This window comes from Lentihominibacter sp., from assembly GCF_046951855.1.
Taxonomy (GTDB): Bacteria; Bacillota; Clostridia; order Peptostreptococcales; family Anaerovoracaceae; genus Lentihominibacter; species Lentihominibacter hominis.
In genome coordinates this window covers 9,025-24,891 of the sequence record NZ_JBKTXS010000022.1, presented here as the reverse complement: position 1 = coordinate 24,891, position 15,867 = coordinate 9,025, and the positions used below count along the sequence as shown (strand labels likewise).

Below are 15,867 nucleotides of genomic sequence, written 5' to 3'. Positions count from 1 at the left end.
ATCGTAATATTATATAATAAACCGATATGATTATAACATGGACGTTTCTTATTATGTAGGAAATATTGTTTTCACTATTTCCCACATGGCCGGCAAAGGAGATTCTTAAATTAAAATCAGCAAAGCCGACTTTGTTATTTTTGTGATATTTTTCGTCCATTATACCATAAATATGAAAGGATTATTACCGTAATGGACAATAGACCCATAGGTTTTTTTGATTCAGGTTTAGGAGGGCTTACATGTATAACTCCTTTGATGAAGAAACTGCCTGATGAAAAAATAATATATTTTGGAGACACCGCAAGGACTCCTTATGGTTCAAAGGCCGCCAGTACTATAAAGAATTTTTCTATGGAGATTGCTGATTTTCTGGTCAAAAGCAATGTGAAAATGATTGTGATTGCATGCAATACTGTCAGTGCTACGTGTGTAGATGAACTTCAGGAAAGATTCCCGCAGATTCCAATACTGGGAATCATAGACCCTGCAGCTCAAAATGTGGCTCAAGTGTGTACTCAGCAAAATAATATTGGAATAATAGGTACGAAAGTTACCATATCCAGCAGAGAGTATGAGAAGCATATAAAACGATATAACAAAAGCCTGAATATTTTTGAAACTGCATGTCCGGCTTTTGTTCCTCTTATAGAAGAGGGTATAATCCAAAATCCTATTATGGATCTTACTATAGAATATTATATGGATGATTTCATAAGAAAAAATAACATCGATACATTAATACTGGGCTGTACTCATTATCCGCTTATAAGCAAAAATATCGAAAGAATTTACCCAAAGCTGCACATAATAAATCCATCCAGCATCATGGCGGATAACATAAAGCGTATATTGGCGGAAAAAGATATGCTTGCCGCAGATTCTGCTTTTGAAAATGTGTTTTATGCCAGCGATCTTTCGGAAAACTTTATAAATATGATAGATCACATATTTGAAGGTGAAAGAGAAACAGCAAATGTAAAGTTTTTAAATTTTGATCTTGAAAACGGAGAACAGATTATATGAATTTTGATGAATTGTTAGAATACCTTGATTTAGAGGATGGAAGAGATTTCGAGTATTTTGAGGCTATGGCTGATATGATTGAAAGTGAAGATTATATTGAGCCTGAGGCTATGTATCAGCTTTTTGACAGGGCTGACAAAACAATGATAGAAGAGCTTCTCAATGATTATTTTGAGGATATTCTGGAGGGGCTGCCTGAGGATTCAGGGGAAATATTTTCGCTGCTTCATCAGATAAAACTCAGCCTTACCGGTATGATATCCAATATGGAGGATGATACCGATCTGAGAAGGTTTGCCGAGGAGTTCCATAAATTCAGCAACTGGTATTCCCGTGAATCGGAAGTACAGCTTAAACCGGAAGATGGAGGAGCTGTTTTGTACCATACGGTGAGAGATGCCATTACTGCTTCCCGTGTAGAAAAATTGGGAGGGGAGAAGTACCGATATGATTTTGAAAAGGCTCTTGATTATCAGCTGGATGATTATACGGTATCTTTTTCCGATCTGGCAAAGACTGAAGATGAAAACGATGGGACCATCGTTTTTTCTCCCGAGGACGGTGAGCCGGGTGATGAGGGTCTTGAGCCTTATGTATAAGGAGCTGATTTAGTTATGTCAAAAAATGTTATGATTACCGATGATGTATTTAATATATTCGGAGATGATTTTGACAGATTTCGTTTTCCTGCCGATATATGTAGGGTTACGGCAGGAAATGGAGGCGAAGCTTTGCTGATAATGGGGAGTGAAAAGACAGCTCTTTTAGACTGCGGTATGGCTTACTGTGGTAAAAGTATGACTGCCAATCTAAAGAAGGAGCTTAAAATCCGCGGACGTGAAAAACTCGATTTTGTAATTCTCAGTCATTCTCATTATGATCATATAGGTGCGCTTCCTTATGTAAAGGATGAGTTTCCCGAAGTTATCGTCTGTGCAAGCCATCATTGCTGTGAAATCCTTAAAAGGCCAAATGCAAGAAATCTGATAAAAGAACTTGGTACCGCAGCCAGAGATCTTTATGCTCCTGATGATAAAGGAGATATCACTATTGAAGGCTTGGCTGTGGATTTGGTTTTAAAGGAAGGTGATTCCATATCTTTAGGAAAGGAACGTATTATTGCGATTGAAACTAAAGGACATACCGACTGTTCCATGAGTTACGGACTGGAGCCTTACAGGCTTCTTTTTACAAGTGAGAGTACCGGCATGCTTGAACGGGCGGAATATGTTCATACACCAATATTAAAAGATTACAGCGATTCAATGATTTCTATGAAAAAATGTATGGATTATAAGGCGGAGTATCTGTGTCTCCCTCATTTTGGAATGCTTCCTAAAAGTTTTAATGATAAATACTGGGAAATGTTTGAAGAAGCTTGCCAAGAGAAGCTTGATTTTGTGAAACAGATGAAGGCCGAAGGGCTTGACGAAAACAAAATGGTTAATCAATATATAAAAAAATATTGGGATCCGGCTTTAAAACAGGTGCAGCCTATAGAAGCTTACATAATAAATTCCAAAGCTATTATCAAAGCTTTCTTGAAAGTATTATAATAAAAAGTCTTACGGACAATATTATCCATAAGACTAAATAGTTCATGTAATATAAAATCGGTACGGCCGGGATTTTCTTATTTATCTTCTGATCCATATGTCAAATACGTATTGACAAAACCAAATTTTTCAGAGGATGTTTCGCCTGTGATATTGAATCCGAGATTTTGGTAGAATTTCACATCATCTGCCGTATTGGTAAACAGCATGAGAGGGAGTTTCAGGCTGTCGGCATACCTGCATATGCAGGCCATGAGTTTTTTCCCTCGGCCCTGATGCTGATAATCTTTGGATACCCCAAGAAAATCAACATATATATGAGGTTCCGGAAGGTTGATATCTTTTTCAAGACGTTCAAGCTCGTTGAAAAGGTCTATTCTTACCTGTCTTTCGGCTCTTGTAAGTTTGTTCATGATTTTTCTGTATGAACGGCTGTAACTTCCGGCCATCAGATGCTTGAAAAACGTACATTCCATATCGTCAGAATGTATCAGCATAACAGCTTCGTTGACATTTTCATCGAGGCTGTATCCTGCACCGTACTTCAAATCAAAAGCGGTGTAATATCTTAATGTAGCTTCGAGAGCCAGCATACGCTTATCTTTTTCGTTAAAAGCATTCATTAATTTAGGATACTGATCAAAGGCATCTAAATATGTTCTGATAAGTTTTTCCTTATCGGATTGTTTTATTTTATAAAGTTGTGGTATATTAATCGTAGTTTTCATGAATAAATGATAACATCATCGTCAGATAGATTCAAGTAAAAATCGGAAAGGTAGAATGTAATATGTTTAATGCGGAAAAGACAAAGAATGAGATCGTTGAGTGGATCAGGGATTGGTTTGAAGAAAACGGCAAGGGATGTAAAGCAGTAATAGGGCTTTCCGGCGGAAAGGATAGTTCTGTAGTTGCCGCACTGTGTACGGAAGCTTTAGGAAAAGACAGAGTTCTTGGAGTAATGATGCCTAATGGAGAACAGTTTGATATTGATGTTTCACATAAACTGGCGGAGCATCTTGGTATTGAAAGTATCGTGATAAATATTAAGGATGCGTATATAGGAGTGGTAAGTCAGCTTGAAAAAAATTTTGAAAGATTTGAAGGTCAGGCAAAAGTTAATCTTCCTCCGAGACTGAGAATGTCAGTTCTGTATGCCGTATCGCAGAGTGTTAATGGAAGAGTAGCCAATACCTGTAACCTTTCAGAAGACTGGGTGGGATATTCAACTAAATTTGGTGATATGGCAGGAGATTTCAGCGCTTTATCAATGTTGACAGTACAGGAAGTGAAAGCAGTGGGAAGAGCACTTGGACTTCCTTCTATATTTGTAGATAAAGTGCCTATTGACGGTCTTTGTGGACTAACAGATGAAGACAATCTGGGATTTACCTATGAAGTATTAGATAAATATATAAGAGAAGGTGTGTGCGAGGATAAAGAAATTAAAGAAAAAATAGATCGCATGCATACAATGAATCTTTTTAAGCTGCAGCCGATGCCGACATTTCAATATAAACCGGAAAAATAGAATATCGTGTTATAATTTAATGACCGGGCAGTAATTGCCCGGTTTTTTATATAAAAAAATATTTCTTTTAATATTTCTGATTTGTCCTCATGATAATTGTAAAATATTTTACATAGATTTAACGTAGATAAGATTTTGTATTTAACATTGAGAATCTATAATACAAAACGTACAAAAGAGAAAAATAAAAGTACATAATCAAATCAAGAAATGAAGGAGATGTAAAAAATGAAAAAAAGCAGATTAGCTAAAATCCTTACGTTAAGTTTATCAGCAGTTATGATTTTTTCACTGGCAAGCTGCGGAGGTGGCAACGAGTCAGGAGACAAAGACATCACGGTGATTTCTCGTGAAGAAGGTTCCGGAACGAGAGATGCTTTCACGGAGTTGACGGGAATTCTGCAGGATGATGTTGACAAAACTGTAGATACAGCAGAAATATCCAACAGCACATCGGTAGTTACCCAGTCGGTAGCCGGAAATGATGCAGCTATCGGTTATATATCCCTCGGTTCGCTGGATGATTCGGTTAAAGCTGTAAAAGTTGACGGTGTAGAGGCTACAGTGGACAATGTAAAAAGTGGGGATTATAAACTTCAAAGACCTTTCAATATCGTAACTAAAAGTGATCTTGGAGAGCTTCCTCAGGATTTTATAAAATTTATCATGAGTTCCGACGGACAGAAAATTGTTGAAGAAGAAGGTTATATAATGGCTAATGATTCTGTAGAAAACTACAAAGCAAGCGGACTTAAAGGAACCATAACATTAGCCGGATCTACTTCTGTATCTCCGGTAATGGAAGTTCTTGCTGATAAGTATAAAGAGCTTAACAGTGATGTTACCATTGAGATTCAGCAGACAGGATCAGGCGCCGGAATACAGAGTACTTTAGAAGGTGTATGTGATATCGGTATGGCTTCAAGAGCTCTTGAGGATGAAGAAGCCAGTGAAGGTCTTACAAGTCAGGAGATTGCTCTTGATGGTATAGCAGTGATCGTGAATAATGATAACGCAGTAGAGGATTTGACTACAGAGCAGATAATGAAGATATTCACCGGAGAGATCACAAACTGGGCTGATGTTAAATAGTATAAAGTAAGAAAGAATAATAGGTACAGAAAATGCGAAAATACAGTGAAAGCATCATGAAGGTGGTATTTCTCATAGCAGCATGTGTTTCGATAATAGCAGTAATACTCATATGTGTATTCTTGTTCGCAAGTGGCGTACCAGCTATCAAGGAAATCGGTATATCCGATTTCCTTCTTGGCAATTCATGGAAGCCAAATCAGGAATTGTATGGAATTTTTCCTATGATTATAGGAAGTATATATGTGACGGCAGGATCTATAATAATCGGAGTTCCTATCGGTCTGCTATGTGCTGTGTTCATGGCGCGATACTGCCCTAAGGGTCTTTACAGAATACTTAAACCTGCTGTGGATCTTCTTGCCGGAATTCCCTCCATCGTATATGGATTTTTTGGATTGATGGTAATAGTTCCTATGGTGCAGGGCTCATTAGGGGGGAGCGGAAAATGTCTTCTGACGGCTTCCATTCTTTTGGGAATAATGATTTTGCCTACGATAATAAGCGTATCCGAATCAAACATAAGAGCAGTTCCTGAATATTATTATGAAGGATCTTTAGCTCTCGGCGCCACTAAGGAACGCAGTGTGTTCCGTGCTGTACTTCCTGCCGCTAAAATGGGGATACTGGCAGGAGTAATTCTCGGAATAGGAAGGGCAATAGGAGAAACCATGGCAGTCGTAATGGTCTGCGGCAATCAGGCCATCATGCCGGAAGGAATAACATCAGGAGTCAGAACACTGACAGCAAATATAGTACTGGAGATGGGATATGCTTCAGGTCTTCACAGAGAAGCTCTCATAGCTACTGCTGTAGTATTGTTTGTGTTTATCTTGATAATAAATCTTTCCTTTACAGCATTGAAGAGGAGGGCTGACTGATGAAAAGAAGAAAACGAGGGTCATGGGAACAATTCTGGCTCACATATAAACACAGGCCGGGTTCATTGATAATGCGGATACTCGTTGTCATATCGGCTATATTGACAGCAGGCATATTATTTTCTCTGATATTATATATACTGGTAAATGGTGTCGTTCATTTAAAACCTGAACTTTTTGCATGGGAATTCAATACTGATAATATGTCCATGATGCCGGCAATAATCAGCACGGTATATATTACTGCCTTGTCTCTTTTAATGGCAGTGCCTATAGGTATTTTTTCTGCGATATATCTTGTGGAATATGCAAAGAGAGGTAGTAAGCTTGTGAAGATCATAAGAACTACAACAGAGACCCTTCAGGGAATTCCCTCTATTGTATACGGACTGTTTGGATATATACTTTTTGTCATAACGCTTGGATGGAGTTATTCACTTTTGGCGGGAGCAGTAACGCTGGCTATAATGATTCTTCCTCTTATTATAAGAACGACTGAGGAAGCACTTATATCAGTTCCGGATGCTTACAGAGAGGGAAGTTTCGGTCTCGGGGCAGGAAAATTGAGAACTGTATTCAAAATAATACTGCCATGTGCTGTCCCGGGAATACTGGCAGGAGTTATCTTGGCAATAGGAAGAATCGTGGGAGAAAGTGCAGCATTGATATTTACTGCAGGAACAGTAGCTCAGGTACCGGGAAGTTTATTTGATTCTGCAAGAACATTGTCGGTACACATGTATGCATTGCTGTCAGAGGGACTTTATACCAATGAAGCATATGCAACCGCAGTAGTGCTTTTGGTATTGGTTATCCTGATCAATGCCGTTTCAGGATTCATAGCAAAGAAATTGGCGACGAGGTAGTAAGATGGATAAATACACTATAGAAAATTTAGAGCTTTTTTACGGTGATTTCAAGGCTTTAAAGAATATAAACCTAAATATAAAAGAGAAGGAAATCACAGCATTTATCGGTCCTTCAGGCTGTGGGAAATCCACATTGCTCAAAACCCTAAACAGGATGAATGATCTTGTAGAGGGTTGCAGAATAAAAGGAAAGATAAAACTTGATGGCGAAGACATATATGGTAAAATAGATGTCAATCATTTAAGAAAAAGGGTGGGAATGGTATTCCAAAAACCCAATCCTTTTCCTATGAGTATATTTGATAACATTGCTTACGGTCCGAGAACTCATGGAATACACTCTAAATCAAGACTGAGCGAGATTGTTGAGAAATCCCTCAAAGATGTGGCAATATGGGATGAGGTGAAAGACAGACTCAACAAGAGTGCGCTGGGACTTTCAGGAGGGCAGCAGCAAAGACTGTGTATAGCCAGAGCTTTGGCAGTGGAGCCGGAAGTTATTCTTATGGATGAACCAACGTCAGCGCTTGATCCTATCTCTACATCGAAAATAGAGGATCTTACAGTTGAGCTGAAGGAAAAATATACTATAATTATGGTAACTCATAATATGCAGCAGGCTGCGAGGATTTCTGATAAGACAGCTTTTTTCCTTCTGGGAGATATGGTTGAATTCAATGATACTGAAAAACTTTTCTCGATGCCTGAAGATAAAAGGACGGAAGATTATATTACAGGGAGGTTTGGATGATGCGTGCTAAATTTGATGAGCAGCTTGAGCAGCTTAATGTAATGCTCATAGAGATGGGAGCTCTTTGTGAAGAGGCGATAACATATGCTGTCAAAGCATTTGAAACAGACAGCGAAGAGATGAGAGAAAAAACTTTTAAAACGGATCAGATAATAGATGATATGGAAAGGGAAATAGAGAGTGTGTGTCTGAAACTTTTACTGCAGCAGCAGCCTGTGGCAAGGGATCTCAGATTAATATCATCAGCTTTGAAAATGATCTCTGATATGGAAAGAATAGGAGATCAGGCATATGATATCGCAGAAATAACCAAAACCATACAGTCAAACAGAAAAGATTTTTGTCGGGATCATATAAGCGTAATGGCAGATACTGCTATACAAATGGTTACTGAGAGTGTGGATTCTTTTGTGAAAAAGGATATAAAACTTGCAAATGATGTTATAATCAAAGACGATAAGGTAGATGATCTCTTTATTCACGTTCAGGATGATCTGATAAATGCCGTAACAGAAGACAGATCATGTGGAGAATATTTCGTAGATATACTTATGATTGCAAAATATCTTGAAAGAATAAGTGATCACGCTGTCAATATTGCAGAATGGGTGATTTTTTCCATAACAGGTGAACATGTTAATACAAGGATCATAGAAAAGGAAAAGATATGATTTATTTTCTCGAGGATGACAACAACATAAGAAATTTTGTAACTTATGCTCTCAATAATACAGGACTTGAAGCTCAAGGATTCGATCATCCGGATAAATTCTGGGAAGCTATGAAGGTAAGACATCCGGATCTTCTGCTTCTGGATATTATGCTGCCCGGAGAGGATGGAATATCAATCCTCAAGAAACTCAGAAACAATAATTCTACAAAAGATCTTCCCATTATAATGCTTACGGCAAAAGGAACAGAGTATGATAAGGTTATAGGTCTTGATAACGGAGCTGATGATTATGTTTCAAAACCTTTCGGTACTATGGAGCTTATTTCGCGAATAAAAGCTCTTTTAAGAAGGACAGGCAAAAGTGATGAGCCGGCAGAGTATAAAAAAGATAATCTATATCTTTGCCCTTCAAAACACATAGTTAAAGTAGATGATAAAGATATTACGTTGACTTTAAAAGAATTTGAGCTTTTATGTATCTTGTTTAAAAACGAAGGGGTAGTTTTGACAAGAGATGAAATATTGACGAAAATATGGGGATATGAGTTTGATGGAGAAAATCGTACAGTAGATGTGCATATAAGAACACTCCGGTCTAAGCTGGGAAGCGCCGGAAAAATCATAAAGACTGTGCGAGGTTTGGGATATAAGATAGGAGGCAGCAATGACTAAGAGAATATTCAAAAGTATTCTTGCTGTATCTGTCGCAGTATTACTGATATGTATGATCTGCATATCATATGTGCTGTATGGGTATTTCGGAGGAATAATAGAAAAAGAATTGAAAGAAGAGGCTTCGATTCTTTCCCAGGAAGTACAGAAAGATGAGGATTTTCTGAAAAGTATAGGAAACATAAAAAATAGAATAACATTACTTAATACTGATGGAGATGTTCTATTTGATTCTTTTGCCGAAGCAGAGGACTTAGATAATCATGCGGATCGTGAAGAAATTGCAGGAGCACGGGAAAAGGGCGAAGCATATGCAGTAAGATATTCAGATACTCTTTCGACAAAAACGGTTTATTATGCAACGAAACTTGATAATGGAAATATACTTAGGATTGCTCAGCAGCAAAGTATGGCAGTATTGCTGCTGAAAGGGATAATAGGTCCTTTTGTATTGATAATGATAGTTATAATAATCATAGCTTATGTGATTTCAAAAAAAGCGGCAAAAAAAATAGTTGCTCCTGTGAACGATATGGATTTAAATAATGAGGAGACGGAAGAGCCTTATCCTGAGCTGGCGCCACTGATTGAGAAAATAAGAAGTCAGAGCAGGCATATCAATATGCAGTTAGAAGAGATGAAAAGACAGCAAAATGAGTTTATAACCATCACAGAAAATATGAGTGAAGGATTTCTTCTTATTGATAAAAATATGGAGATCTTATCATATAATAAAGCGGTTATCCGTCTTTTGGGAGATCCGGGAACAGAGACGCCTCATACTGCTTTTGAACTAAATAGGAGTGAGGGCTTCAGAAATTCTGTGGAAGAAGCTCTTTCGGGAAGACATAATGAGCAGCCGCTTGAACTGAAAAACAGACATTATGAGATAATTGCGAATCCTGTTACAGAAAAAGATAAGATCGCAGGAGCTGTCATAATAATAGTAGATGTTACAGAGAAAGAGCAGAGGGAAAGACTGAGAAGAGAATTTACATCCAATGTATCTCATGAATTAAAGACGCCTCTCACTACTATATATGGTGTTTCTGATATGATGGCGGAAGGAATTGTCAAGCAGGCAGATGTAAAGAGTTTTGGAAAAAATATAAAGGAAGAATCCGGACGTATGATAAATCTTATAGAAGATATCATCAAGCTTTCAAAACTTGATGAAGATTCTTTTCCGGAGGAATATGCGCGAATAGATTTACTTGAAACAGTCAAAAGTGTGGTGGAACGACTGTCTATGAAAGCAGAAGAAAGAAATGTGCAGATTTTCATGGAAGGGGAGCATGCATTTATAAACGGAATACCTTCTCTATGCAGTGAGATTGTATATAATCTCTGCGATAATGCTATAAAATACAATAAAGAAAACGGTTCAGTCATAATATACGTCAGGGATCTCCATGAGGGAGTAACACTGACGGTGGAAGATACAGGAATAGGCATCCCGTTTGAATATAAAGAAAGGATTTTCGAAAGATTTTTCCGAGTCGATGAAAGCCACTGCCAGCAAGTAGACGGAACAGGTCTGGGTCTTTCTATAGTAAAACATGCCGTATCTCATATGGGAGGAACGATAAAGGTAGAAAGCGCAGAAGGGATAGGAACAAAAATGATTGTGACATTTCCTCATTAATATAAAATTTCTTGATTTTGATTTAAATAAAGAAAGGCTTATCACTCATTGCGAGTAGTAAGCCTTTTTGCTATTTTGTATATTTTTTTACTATAATACTTGAATTTTGACCTCCAAAACCGAGAGCATTTGACATTGCTGTGTTAATTTTAACTTTTCGAGGACCTTCGGAAACAAAATCAAGATCGCATAAAGGGTCAGGTGTTTTATAGTTAAGGGTCGGAGGGAGTATTCCGGTTTCTATAGCTTTGATGCAGGCTATGATTTCTGTTATGCCCCCAGCTCCCATAAGATGACCTGTATTTCCCTTGGTTGAACTTACGGGAGGTATTTTAGCTTTTAATTCTTCTGGCATCGGGTTTTCGTGATTTTTCCATCCAAACAAAGTCTTTATAGCTTTGACTTCTATGGGATCGCCAACAGGTGTTGAGGTTCCATGTGTATTGATATAGTCTATATCCTCCGGTTTCATACCGGCCTTTTTCAGTGCACTGATCATACATTCAACAGCGCCGCTTCCATCCGGTCTGGGTGAAGTTACATGATATGCATCGGTATTGTTTCCATAACCGGCGAGACTGCATAATACTTTTGCATTTCTCTTTTTTGCATGTTCTTCTGTTTCCAAAACTATAGCTCCTCCGCCTTCTCCCATGACGAAACCGTCTCTGTCTGCATCAAAAGGTCTGCATGCGGATTTTGGATCTGTATTTTTAGACAATGCTTTAGCCTGAGCAAGAGTTGACATTATTATAGGGCAATGTGCGCTTTCTCCTCCTACTACCAGCATGACATCGGCTTCTCCTGAATTCAGAAGCATGGCAGCCATACAGATGGCATCGCCTCCTGATGAGCAGGCTGTACTCACGGTAAAGCTCGGTCCGTGTATCCCGTAAGAAATAGCTATCTGAGCAGCACCTAAATTGCCCAGAATTTTGGGAAGAAAACGGGGGCTAACCCTCTTTTTCCCGTCAACACTGTAGGCTCTTTCGGTATCTGCGATTATTGATGTACCGCTGAGAGCTGTAGCCATTACTACTCCGATTCGGTCTGGTTGGGAATCTATATCTATATTGCTCTGCTTAATGGCTTCTTTTGCAGAAGCATATGCGAATTGAATAAAAGTTCCGGTTTCTTTAGTCAGTTTAGGCGACATATAATTTTTAGGGTCGAAATCTTTTACTTCTCCGGCTATTGTAATAGGAATATCCTCATCATGAAATCTCGTTATCTTTTCTATTCCGCATTTCATATCCAGAATTCCTTGCCAGTAGTTATCGACACCTATTCCTATGGGAGTAACTGCTCCCAAGCCTGTAATTACCAAGTTTTTCATTTCGTATAATTTCCTCCCGAAAATTTGCCAATTGTTTATATTCTAACATACATATAGTTAAAAGTCATCTTTAATTTGGGAATTATGTTGACATGCGCTGACCCATTAGATATCATTTAGTAAATGATTATATATGGAGGATGCCATGCTTAAAAAGGAAAAAATAGACAGAATAAATCAACTTGCCAAGAAATCAAAGACAAGCGAGGGGCTTACAGCAGAAGAAAAAGCCGAACAGCAACAGTTGAGAAAAGAATATATAGAAAAATTCAGAGAACACTTTAAAGGACATCTCAGCAGAGTTAAATTCGTGGAAGATTTGTCAGAGGAAGAACTTAAAGAAATAAAGGAACAAAAAAACAGACAAAATTAGTCTTTTAATGACGGCGGGAAACATCATGTTTCTCGCCTTTTTTATTGTAATATGTAAAAAAAATATCATTAAATCATGAAAATAAGGGGTAAACATGAAAAAGAGATATCTTAAATGGATAATTACAGCCGCTGCAGTTTGCGTAGTGGGACTGGCTCTTATGGGGGCTGCCGAAAGCAGAGAGAGCGGAACAGTCAGAAAGCTTTTGGAAAAAAGAAGTTTCATAATGGAAAATGTGCTGTTTGGGAAGATCACATACGAAGAAGGAAAAGAACAACTAAAAAAAATAGAAAAAGATAAACTTTACAGTGACGATATCAATGCGTTATCAGAATATCGCAATACAGATCTGGACAAGATAGAAAGAATGGACATTATTAAATTGGAAAGGAAAAGTAATATTTATGACCGCATGACATTTTATGGTAAGATAAAATGGACAGTATCAGGGATGGAAGGCGTGTATGATGAAACATGTGAGTATCATATAGGTGTTGATGTAGACAGTGGTGAATATAAGCTTATTTCCTTTGAAATACAAGATAAGTAAATTTACCTACTAAAATAATAGGAAAATATTTCTTTTTGTTGACAAAACGTGTTGCAATCTACATTAAAATGGTATAATATAAACCCAGAAAAGCAAATTTAAGATACATAATTTTAATATAAAGGGAGTGTTATCATGAAGCAGGTATATCTGGATTACTCAGCAACGACACCTGTCAAAGACGAGGTCGTAAAAGAAATGATTCCTTATTATACTGAAAGGTATGGGAATCCTTCCAGTCTTTACAGTCAAGGACTGGATGCGAAAGATGGCCTTGAGGAGGCAAGAAGAAGAGTTGCCGGGCTTATAAATGCAGAGCCGAGAGAAATATTTTTTACATCGTGCGGAACAGAATCCGATAACTGGGTACTTGAAGGAACTGCCGATACCTTAAAAAATAAAGGAAAGCATATAATAACTACTAAAATAGAACATCATGCAGTACTTCATACATGTCAGTATCTTGAAAAGCAAGGATTTGAAGTAACTTATCTTGATGTGGACAGCGAAGGGTTTGTGAAACCGGAAGCTCTTGAGAAAGCCATAAGAGAAGATACTATTCTGATAAGTATTATGATGGTAAACAATGAAATAGGCACTATAGAACCTATAAAAGAACTGGCAGCTGTTGCAAAAGATCACGGGGTTCTTTTCCATACAGACGCAGTGCAGGCTCTGGGAAACGTTCCTATAGATGTAAAAGAACTCGGAGTAGATTTTCTGTCTATATCAGCCCATAAAATATACGGACCTAAGGGAGTTGGCGCTCTCTATACAAGATCAGGTCTTAAGATATCGAGTTTTATGCATGGAGGTGCCCAGGAGAGCAAAAGGAGAGCCGGAACAGAGAATTTGGCAGGGATTGCCGGATTTGGAAAGGCAGCTGAACTGGCAGGAAAAAATCTGGAGAATCATATTGAACACAGCAGCAAACTCCGGGATTATTTCTGGAAAAAGATAGAGGAGAATATTACAGGTGTGCAGCTGAATGGACCTAAAGAACAGAGGCATCCGGGTAATTTGAACGTTTCTTTTGATTATATAGAGGGAGAAGCTATATTGCTTATGCTTGATGCAAACGGCATAAGTGTTTCGACAGGCTCGGCATGTTCATCTAAATCCCTTGTCCCTTCTCATGTTCTGGAAGCTATAGGCGTTTCAATTACGAAAATGAACGGCACAGTCAGATTCACTGTAGGAGATTTTACCACAAAAGAGGATATTGATTATACTGTAGATGTATTGATAAAAATTGTAGAAAGATTGAGAGAATTGTCGCCGGTAACGGGACAGGAAGGATGGTAGTATCATGGCATTATATAACGATAAAGTAATGGAACATTTTATGAATCCTCATAATGTAGGTCAGATAGAAGACGCTGATGGTATAGGCACTTATGGAAGCCCTGTATGCGGAGATATGATGCAGATGTCCATCAAGGTGGATGAAAACGATAAGATAACAGACGCTAAATTTAAAACATTTGGATGCGGCAGCGCTATAGCCTCATCCAGCATGGCTACAGATATGATAATAGGAATGAGTGTGGAAGAAGCTTTAGAGCTTTCCAATAAGAAGATAATTGAAGAACTTGGGGGTCTTCCTGCTGTAAAAATACACTGTTCGGTATTGGCAGAGCATGCTATAAAAGCGGCAATATATGACTATGCTCAAAAGCATGGCAAGATATATAAAGGGCTTGAGGGCTTTGACCCTGATGCTGAAGAGGATCACCATCATGACATTGATGAAGAATAAAGTAATTTTAGGCCTAAGCGGCGGCGTGGACAGTACTGCTGCCGCTTTATTGCTTAAAGAAAAAGGATATAAGGTCACAGGGCTTTATTTTGATATATTTGGATCGCAGACCAATTCTGATGAGGGACGAAAAAGAGCAGAAACGGCAGCGCAGGAGCTTGGGATAGATTTTATTTACAAGGATGTCAGTTGTGAATTTGAAGATATAGTTATAAAAAATTTCTGCAGCGAGTATATGGCAGGCAGAACGCCTAATCCCTGCATAGTATGCAATCCTGCCATAAAGTTCAAAACACTTACAGAAGCAGCTGATGAAAGAGATGCTTATTATATAGCTACAGGACACTATGCTGATACATATTATGAAAGCGGAAGATGGTATGTAAGAAGGGCGTACAATATTAAGAAAGATCAATCCTATATGCTTTACAGACTTGATCAGAATATCATATCAAGGCTTATTCTTCCTCTTAATGATGTTGAAGAAAAAGAACATGTGAGACAACTGGCCAGATCCAGATCTCTAAATAATTCAGAGGCAAAGGATAGCCAGGAAATCTGTTTTATATCAGAAGAAGACAATTATAAGGATTTTTTGAAGAGAAAAGGATTCAAAACGCCTAAAGGAAAGTTTACAGACAGATATGGTAATATGCTTGGAGAACATCAAGGGATATTGAATTATACTATAGGCCAGCGTAAAGGCTTGGGAATAGCGTTGGGCAAACCTGCATTTGTTACATCTATAGATAGTGAAAATAACAATATAATACTTGGAAATAACGAGGATCTCTTTAAAAATGAAATTATTTCTGATCATAATATTATCGTAAATGAGGATTTTCTGAGTTCTGATGATGTGACAGCGAAGATAAGATATGCGGCCATGCCTGCCAGAGCACATCTTAAGCGTTTGACAGACGGCAAAATAAAAACAATTTTTGAAGAACCTCAACGTGCGGCAACACCAGGGCAATCTATAGTGTTTTATAAAGGCGATCTTGTTATAGGGGGAGGATTTATTACAAAAGCGTAATATATTTGATCATTAAAACGATCAAATATATGAAATACCACAAGGGTATACCTAGATGATCGTTAAAACGATCAAATATATGAAATACCACAAGGGTATACCTAGATGATCGTTAAA

The 15,867-nt window shown here is 38.0% G+C and carries 18 protein-coding genes; 16 read left to right on the top strand and 2 right to left on the bottom strand.

Annotated elements, in window-relative coordinates; all coding sequences use genetic code 11:
- Window positions 1–192 precede the first annotated feature (192 nt).
- From murI to ACLR96_RS07035, 3 genes are read left to right on the top strand one after another with little or no spacing between them, the layout of a single operon-like run.
- Window positions 193–1,026: a glutamate racemase gene (gene murI / locus ACLR96_RS07045; protein ID WP_177269992.1), complete on the top strand. Its 834-nt coding sequence runs from the start codon at window positions 193–195 to the stop codon at window positions 1,024–1,026.
- Window positions 1,023–1,625 carry a hypothetical protein gene (locus ACLR96_RS07040; protein WP_177269990.1) on the top strand — a complete coding sequence of 201 codons (603 nt, stop codon included), beginning with the start codon at window positions 1,023–1,025 and terminating at the stop codon, window positions 1,623–1,625. The genes murI and ACLR96_RS07040 overlap by 4 nt, the downstream gene beginning before the upstream one ends.
- Window positions 1,626–1,640: 15 nt before the next feature.
- Window positions 1,641–2,582: an MBL fold metallo-hydrolase gene (locus ACLR96_RS07035; protein ID WP_177269988.1), complete on the top strand. Its 942-nt coding sequence runs from the start codon at window positions 1,641–1,643 to the stop codon at window positions 2,580–2,582.
- A gap of 77 nt (window positions 2,583–2,659) precedes the next feature.
- On the opposite strand, the gene ACLR96_RS07030 is transcribed toward ACLR96_RS07035, so the two are convergent.
- Window positions 2,660–3,310, bottom strand: coding sequence for a GNAT family N-acetyltransferase (locus ACLR96_RS07030; RefSeq protein ID WP_177269986.1), 651 nt, complete (start codon window positions 3,308–3,310; stop codon window positions 2,660–2,662).
- Window positions 3,311–3,372: 62 nt separating this feature from the next.
- Here ACLR96_RS07030 and nadE point away from each other — a divergent pair, with 62 nt between their 5' ends.
- The 8 genes from nadE (at window position 3,373) to ACLR96_RS06990 (ending at window position 10,696) form a co-directional block, all read left to right on the top strand.
- Window positions 3,373–4,113: an NAD(+) synthase gene (gene nadE / locus ACLR96_RS07025; protein WP_177269984.1), complete on the top strand. Its 741-nt coding sequence runs from the start codon at window positions 3,373–3,375 to the stop codon at window positions 4,111–4,113.
- 228 nt (window positions 4,114–4,341) lie between these two features.
- Complete coding sequence (locus tag ACLR96_RS07020; RefSeq protein ID WP_177269982.1) at window positions 4,342–5,205, top strand: substrate-binding domain-containing protein; 864 nt, start codon at window positions 4,342–4,344, stop codon at window positions 5,203–5,205.
- A gap of 32 nt (window positions 5,206–5,237) precedes the next feature.
- Window positions 5,238–6,086 carry a phosphate ABC transporter permease subunit PstC gene (gene pstC / locus ACLR96_RS07015; protein ID WP_177269980.1) on the top strand — a complete coding sequence of 283 codons (849 nt, stop codon included), beginning with the start codon at window positions 5,238–5,240 and terminating at the stop codon, window positions 6,084–6,086.
- Complete coding sequence (pstA, locus tag ACLR96_RS07010) at window positions 6,086–6,952, top strand: phosphate ABC transporter permease PstA (RefSeq protein WP_177269978.1); 867 nt, start codon at window positions 6,086–6,088, stop codon at window positions 6,950–6,952. Before pstC ends, pstA begins: the two co-directional genes overlap by 1 nt.
- Before the next feature lie 4 nt (window positions 6,953–6,956).
- Window positions 6,957–7,706 carry a phosphate ABC transporter ATP-binding protein PstB gene (pstB, locus tag ACLR96_RS07005; RefSeq protein ID WP_177269976.1) on the top strand — a complete coding sequence of 250 codons (750 nt, stop codon included), beginning with the start codon at window positions 6,957–6,959 and terminating at the stop codon, window positions 7,704–7,706.
- Window positions 7,706–8,377: a phosphate signaling complex protein PhoU gene (phoU, locus tag ACLR96_RS07000; protein ID WP_177270006.1), complete on the top strand. Its 672-nt coding sequence runs from the start codon at window positions 7,706–7,708 to the stop codon at window positions 8,375–8,377. The genes pstB and phoU overlap by 1 nt, the downstream gene beginning before the upstream one ends.
- Window positions 8,374–9,051 (top strand): winged helix-turn-helix domain-containing protein, encoded by a 678-nt coding sequence (locus ACLR96_RS06995; protein ID WP_177269974.1) that lies wholly within the window; start codon window positions 8,374–8,376, stop codon window positions 9,049–9,051. Before phoU ends, ACLR96_RS06995 begins: the two co-directional genes overlap by 4 nt.
- Window positions 9,044–10,696 (top strand): ATP-binding protein, encoded by a 1,653-nt coding sequence (locus tag ACLR96_RS06990; RefSeq protein ID WP_177269972.1) that lies wholly within the window; start codon window positions 9,044–9,046, stop codon window positions 10,694–10,696. The genes ACLR96_RS06995 and ACLR96_RS06990 overlap by 8 nt, the downstream gene beginning before the upstream one ends.
- Window positions 10,697–10,766: 70 nt before the next feature.
- Here ACLR96_RS06990 and fabF read toward each other — a convergent pair whose 3' ends face one another.
- A complete protein-coding gene (fabF, locus tag ACLR96_RS06985; protein WP_177269970.1) occupies window positions 10,767–12,032 on the bottom strand; it encodes a beta-ketoacyl-ACP synthase II in 1,266 nt (421 codons plus the stop codon).
- Window positions 12,033–12,177: 145 nt separating this feature from the next.
- Between fabF and ACLR96_RS06980 the strand changes: the two genes are divergently transcribed.
- The 5 genes from ACLR96_RS06980 (at window position 12,178) to mnmA (ending at window position 15,750) form a co-directional block, all read left to right on the top strand.
- On the top strand, window positions 12,178–12,405 hold the full coding sequence (locus tag ACLR96_RS06980; RefSeq protein WP_177269968.1) for a DUF896 domain-containing protein: 228 nt from the start codon (window positions 12,178–12,180) through the stop codon (window positions 12,403–12,405).
- A 94-nt stretch (window positions 12,406–12,499) separates the two neighbouring features.
- A complete protein-coding gene (locus tag ACLR96_RS06975; protein ID WP_177269966.1) occupies window positions 12,500–12,955 on the top strand; it encodes a hypothetical protein in 456 nt (151 codons plus the stop codon).
- Window positions 12,956–13,090: 135 nt separating this feature from the next.
- Window positions 13,091–14,260: a cysteine desulfurase NifS gene (gene nifS, locus ACLR96_RS06970; protein WP_177269964.1), complete on the top strand. Its 1,170-nt coding sequence runs from the start codon at window positions 13,091–13,093 to the stop codon at window positions 14,258–14,260.
- Window positions 14,261–14,264: 4 nt separating this feature from the next.
- Window positions 14,265–14,714 (top strand): Fe-S cluster assembly scaffold protein NifU, encoded by a 450-nt coding sequence (nifU, locus tag ACLR96_RS06965; RefSeq protein WP_177269962.1) that lies wholly within the window; start codon window positions 14,265–14,267, stop codon window positions 14,712–14,714.
- Window positions 14,695–15,750, top strand: a complete 1,056-nt coding sequence (gene mnmA, locus ACLR96_RS06960; RefSeq protein ID WP_187525568.1) for a tRNA 2-thiouridine(34) synthase MnmA — start codon at window positions 14,695–14,697, stop codon at window positions 15,748–15,750. The genes nifU and mnmA overlap by 20 nt, the downstream gene beginning before the upstream one ends.
- Window positions 15,751–15,867: the final 117 nt, after the last annotated feature.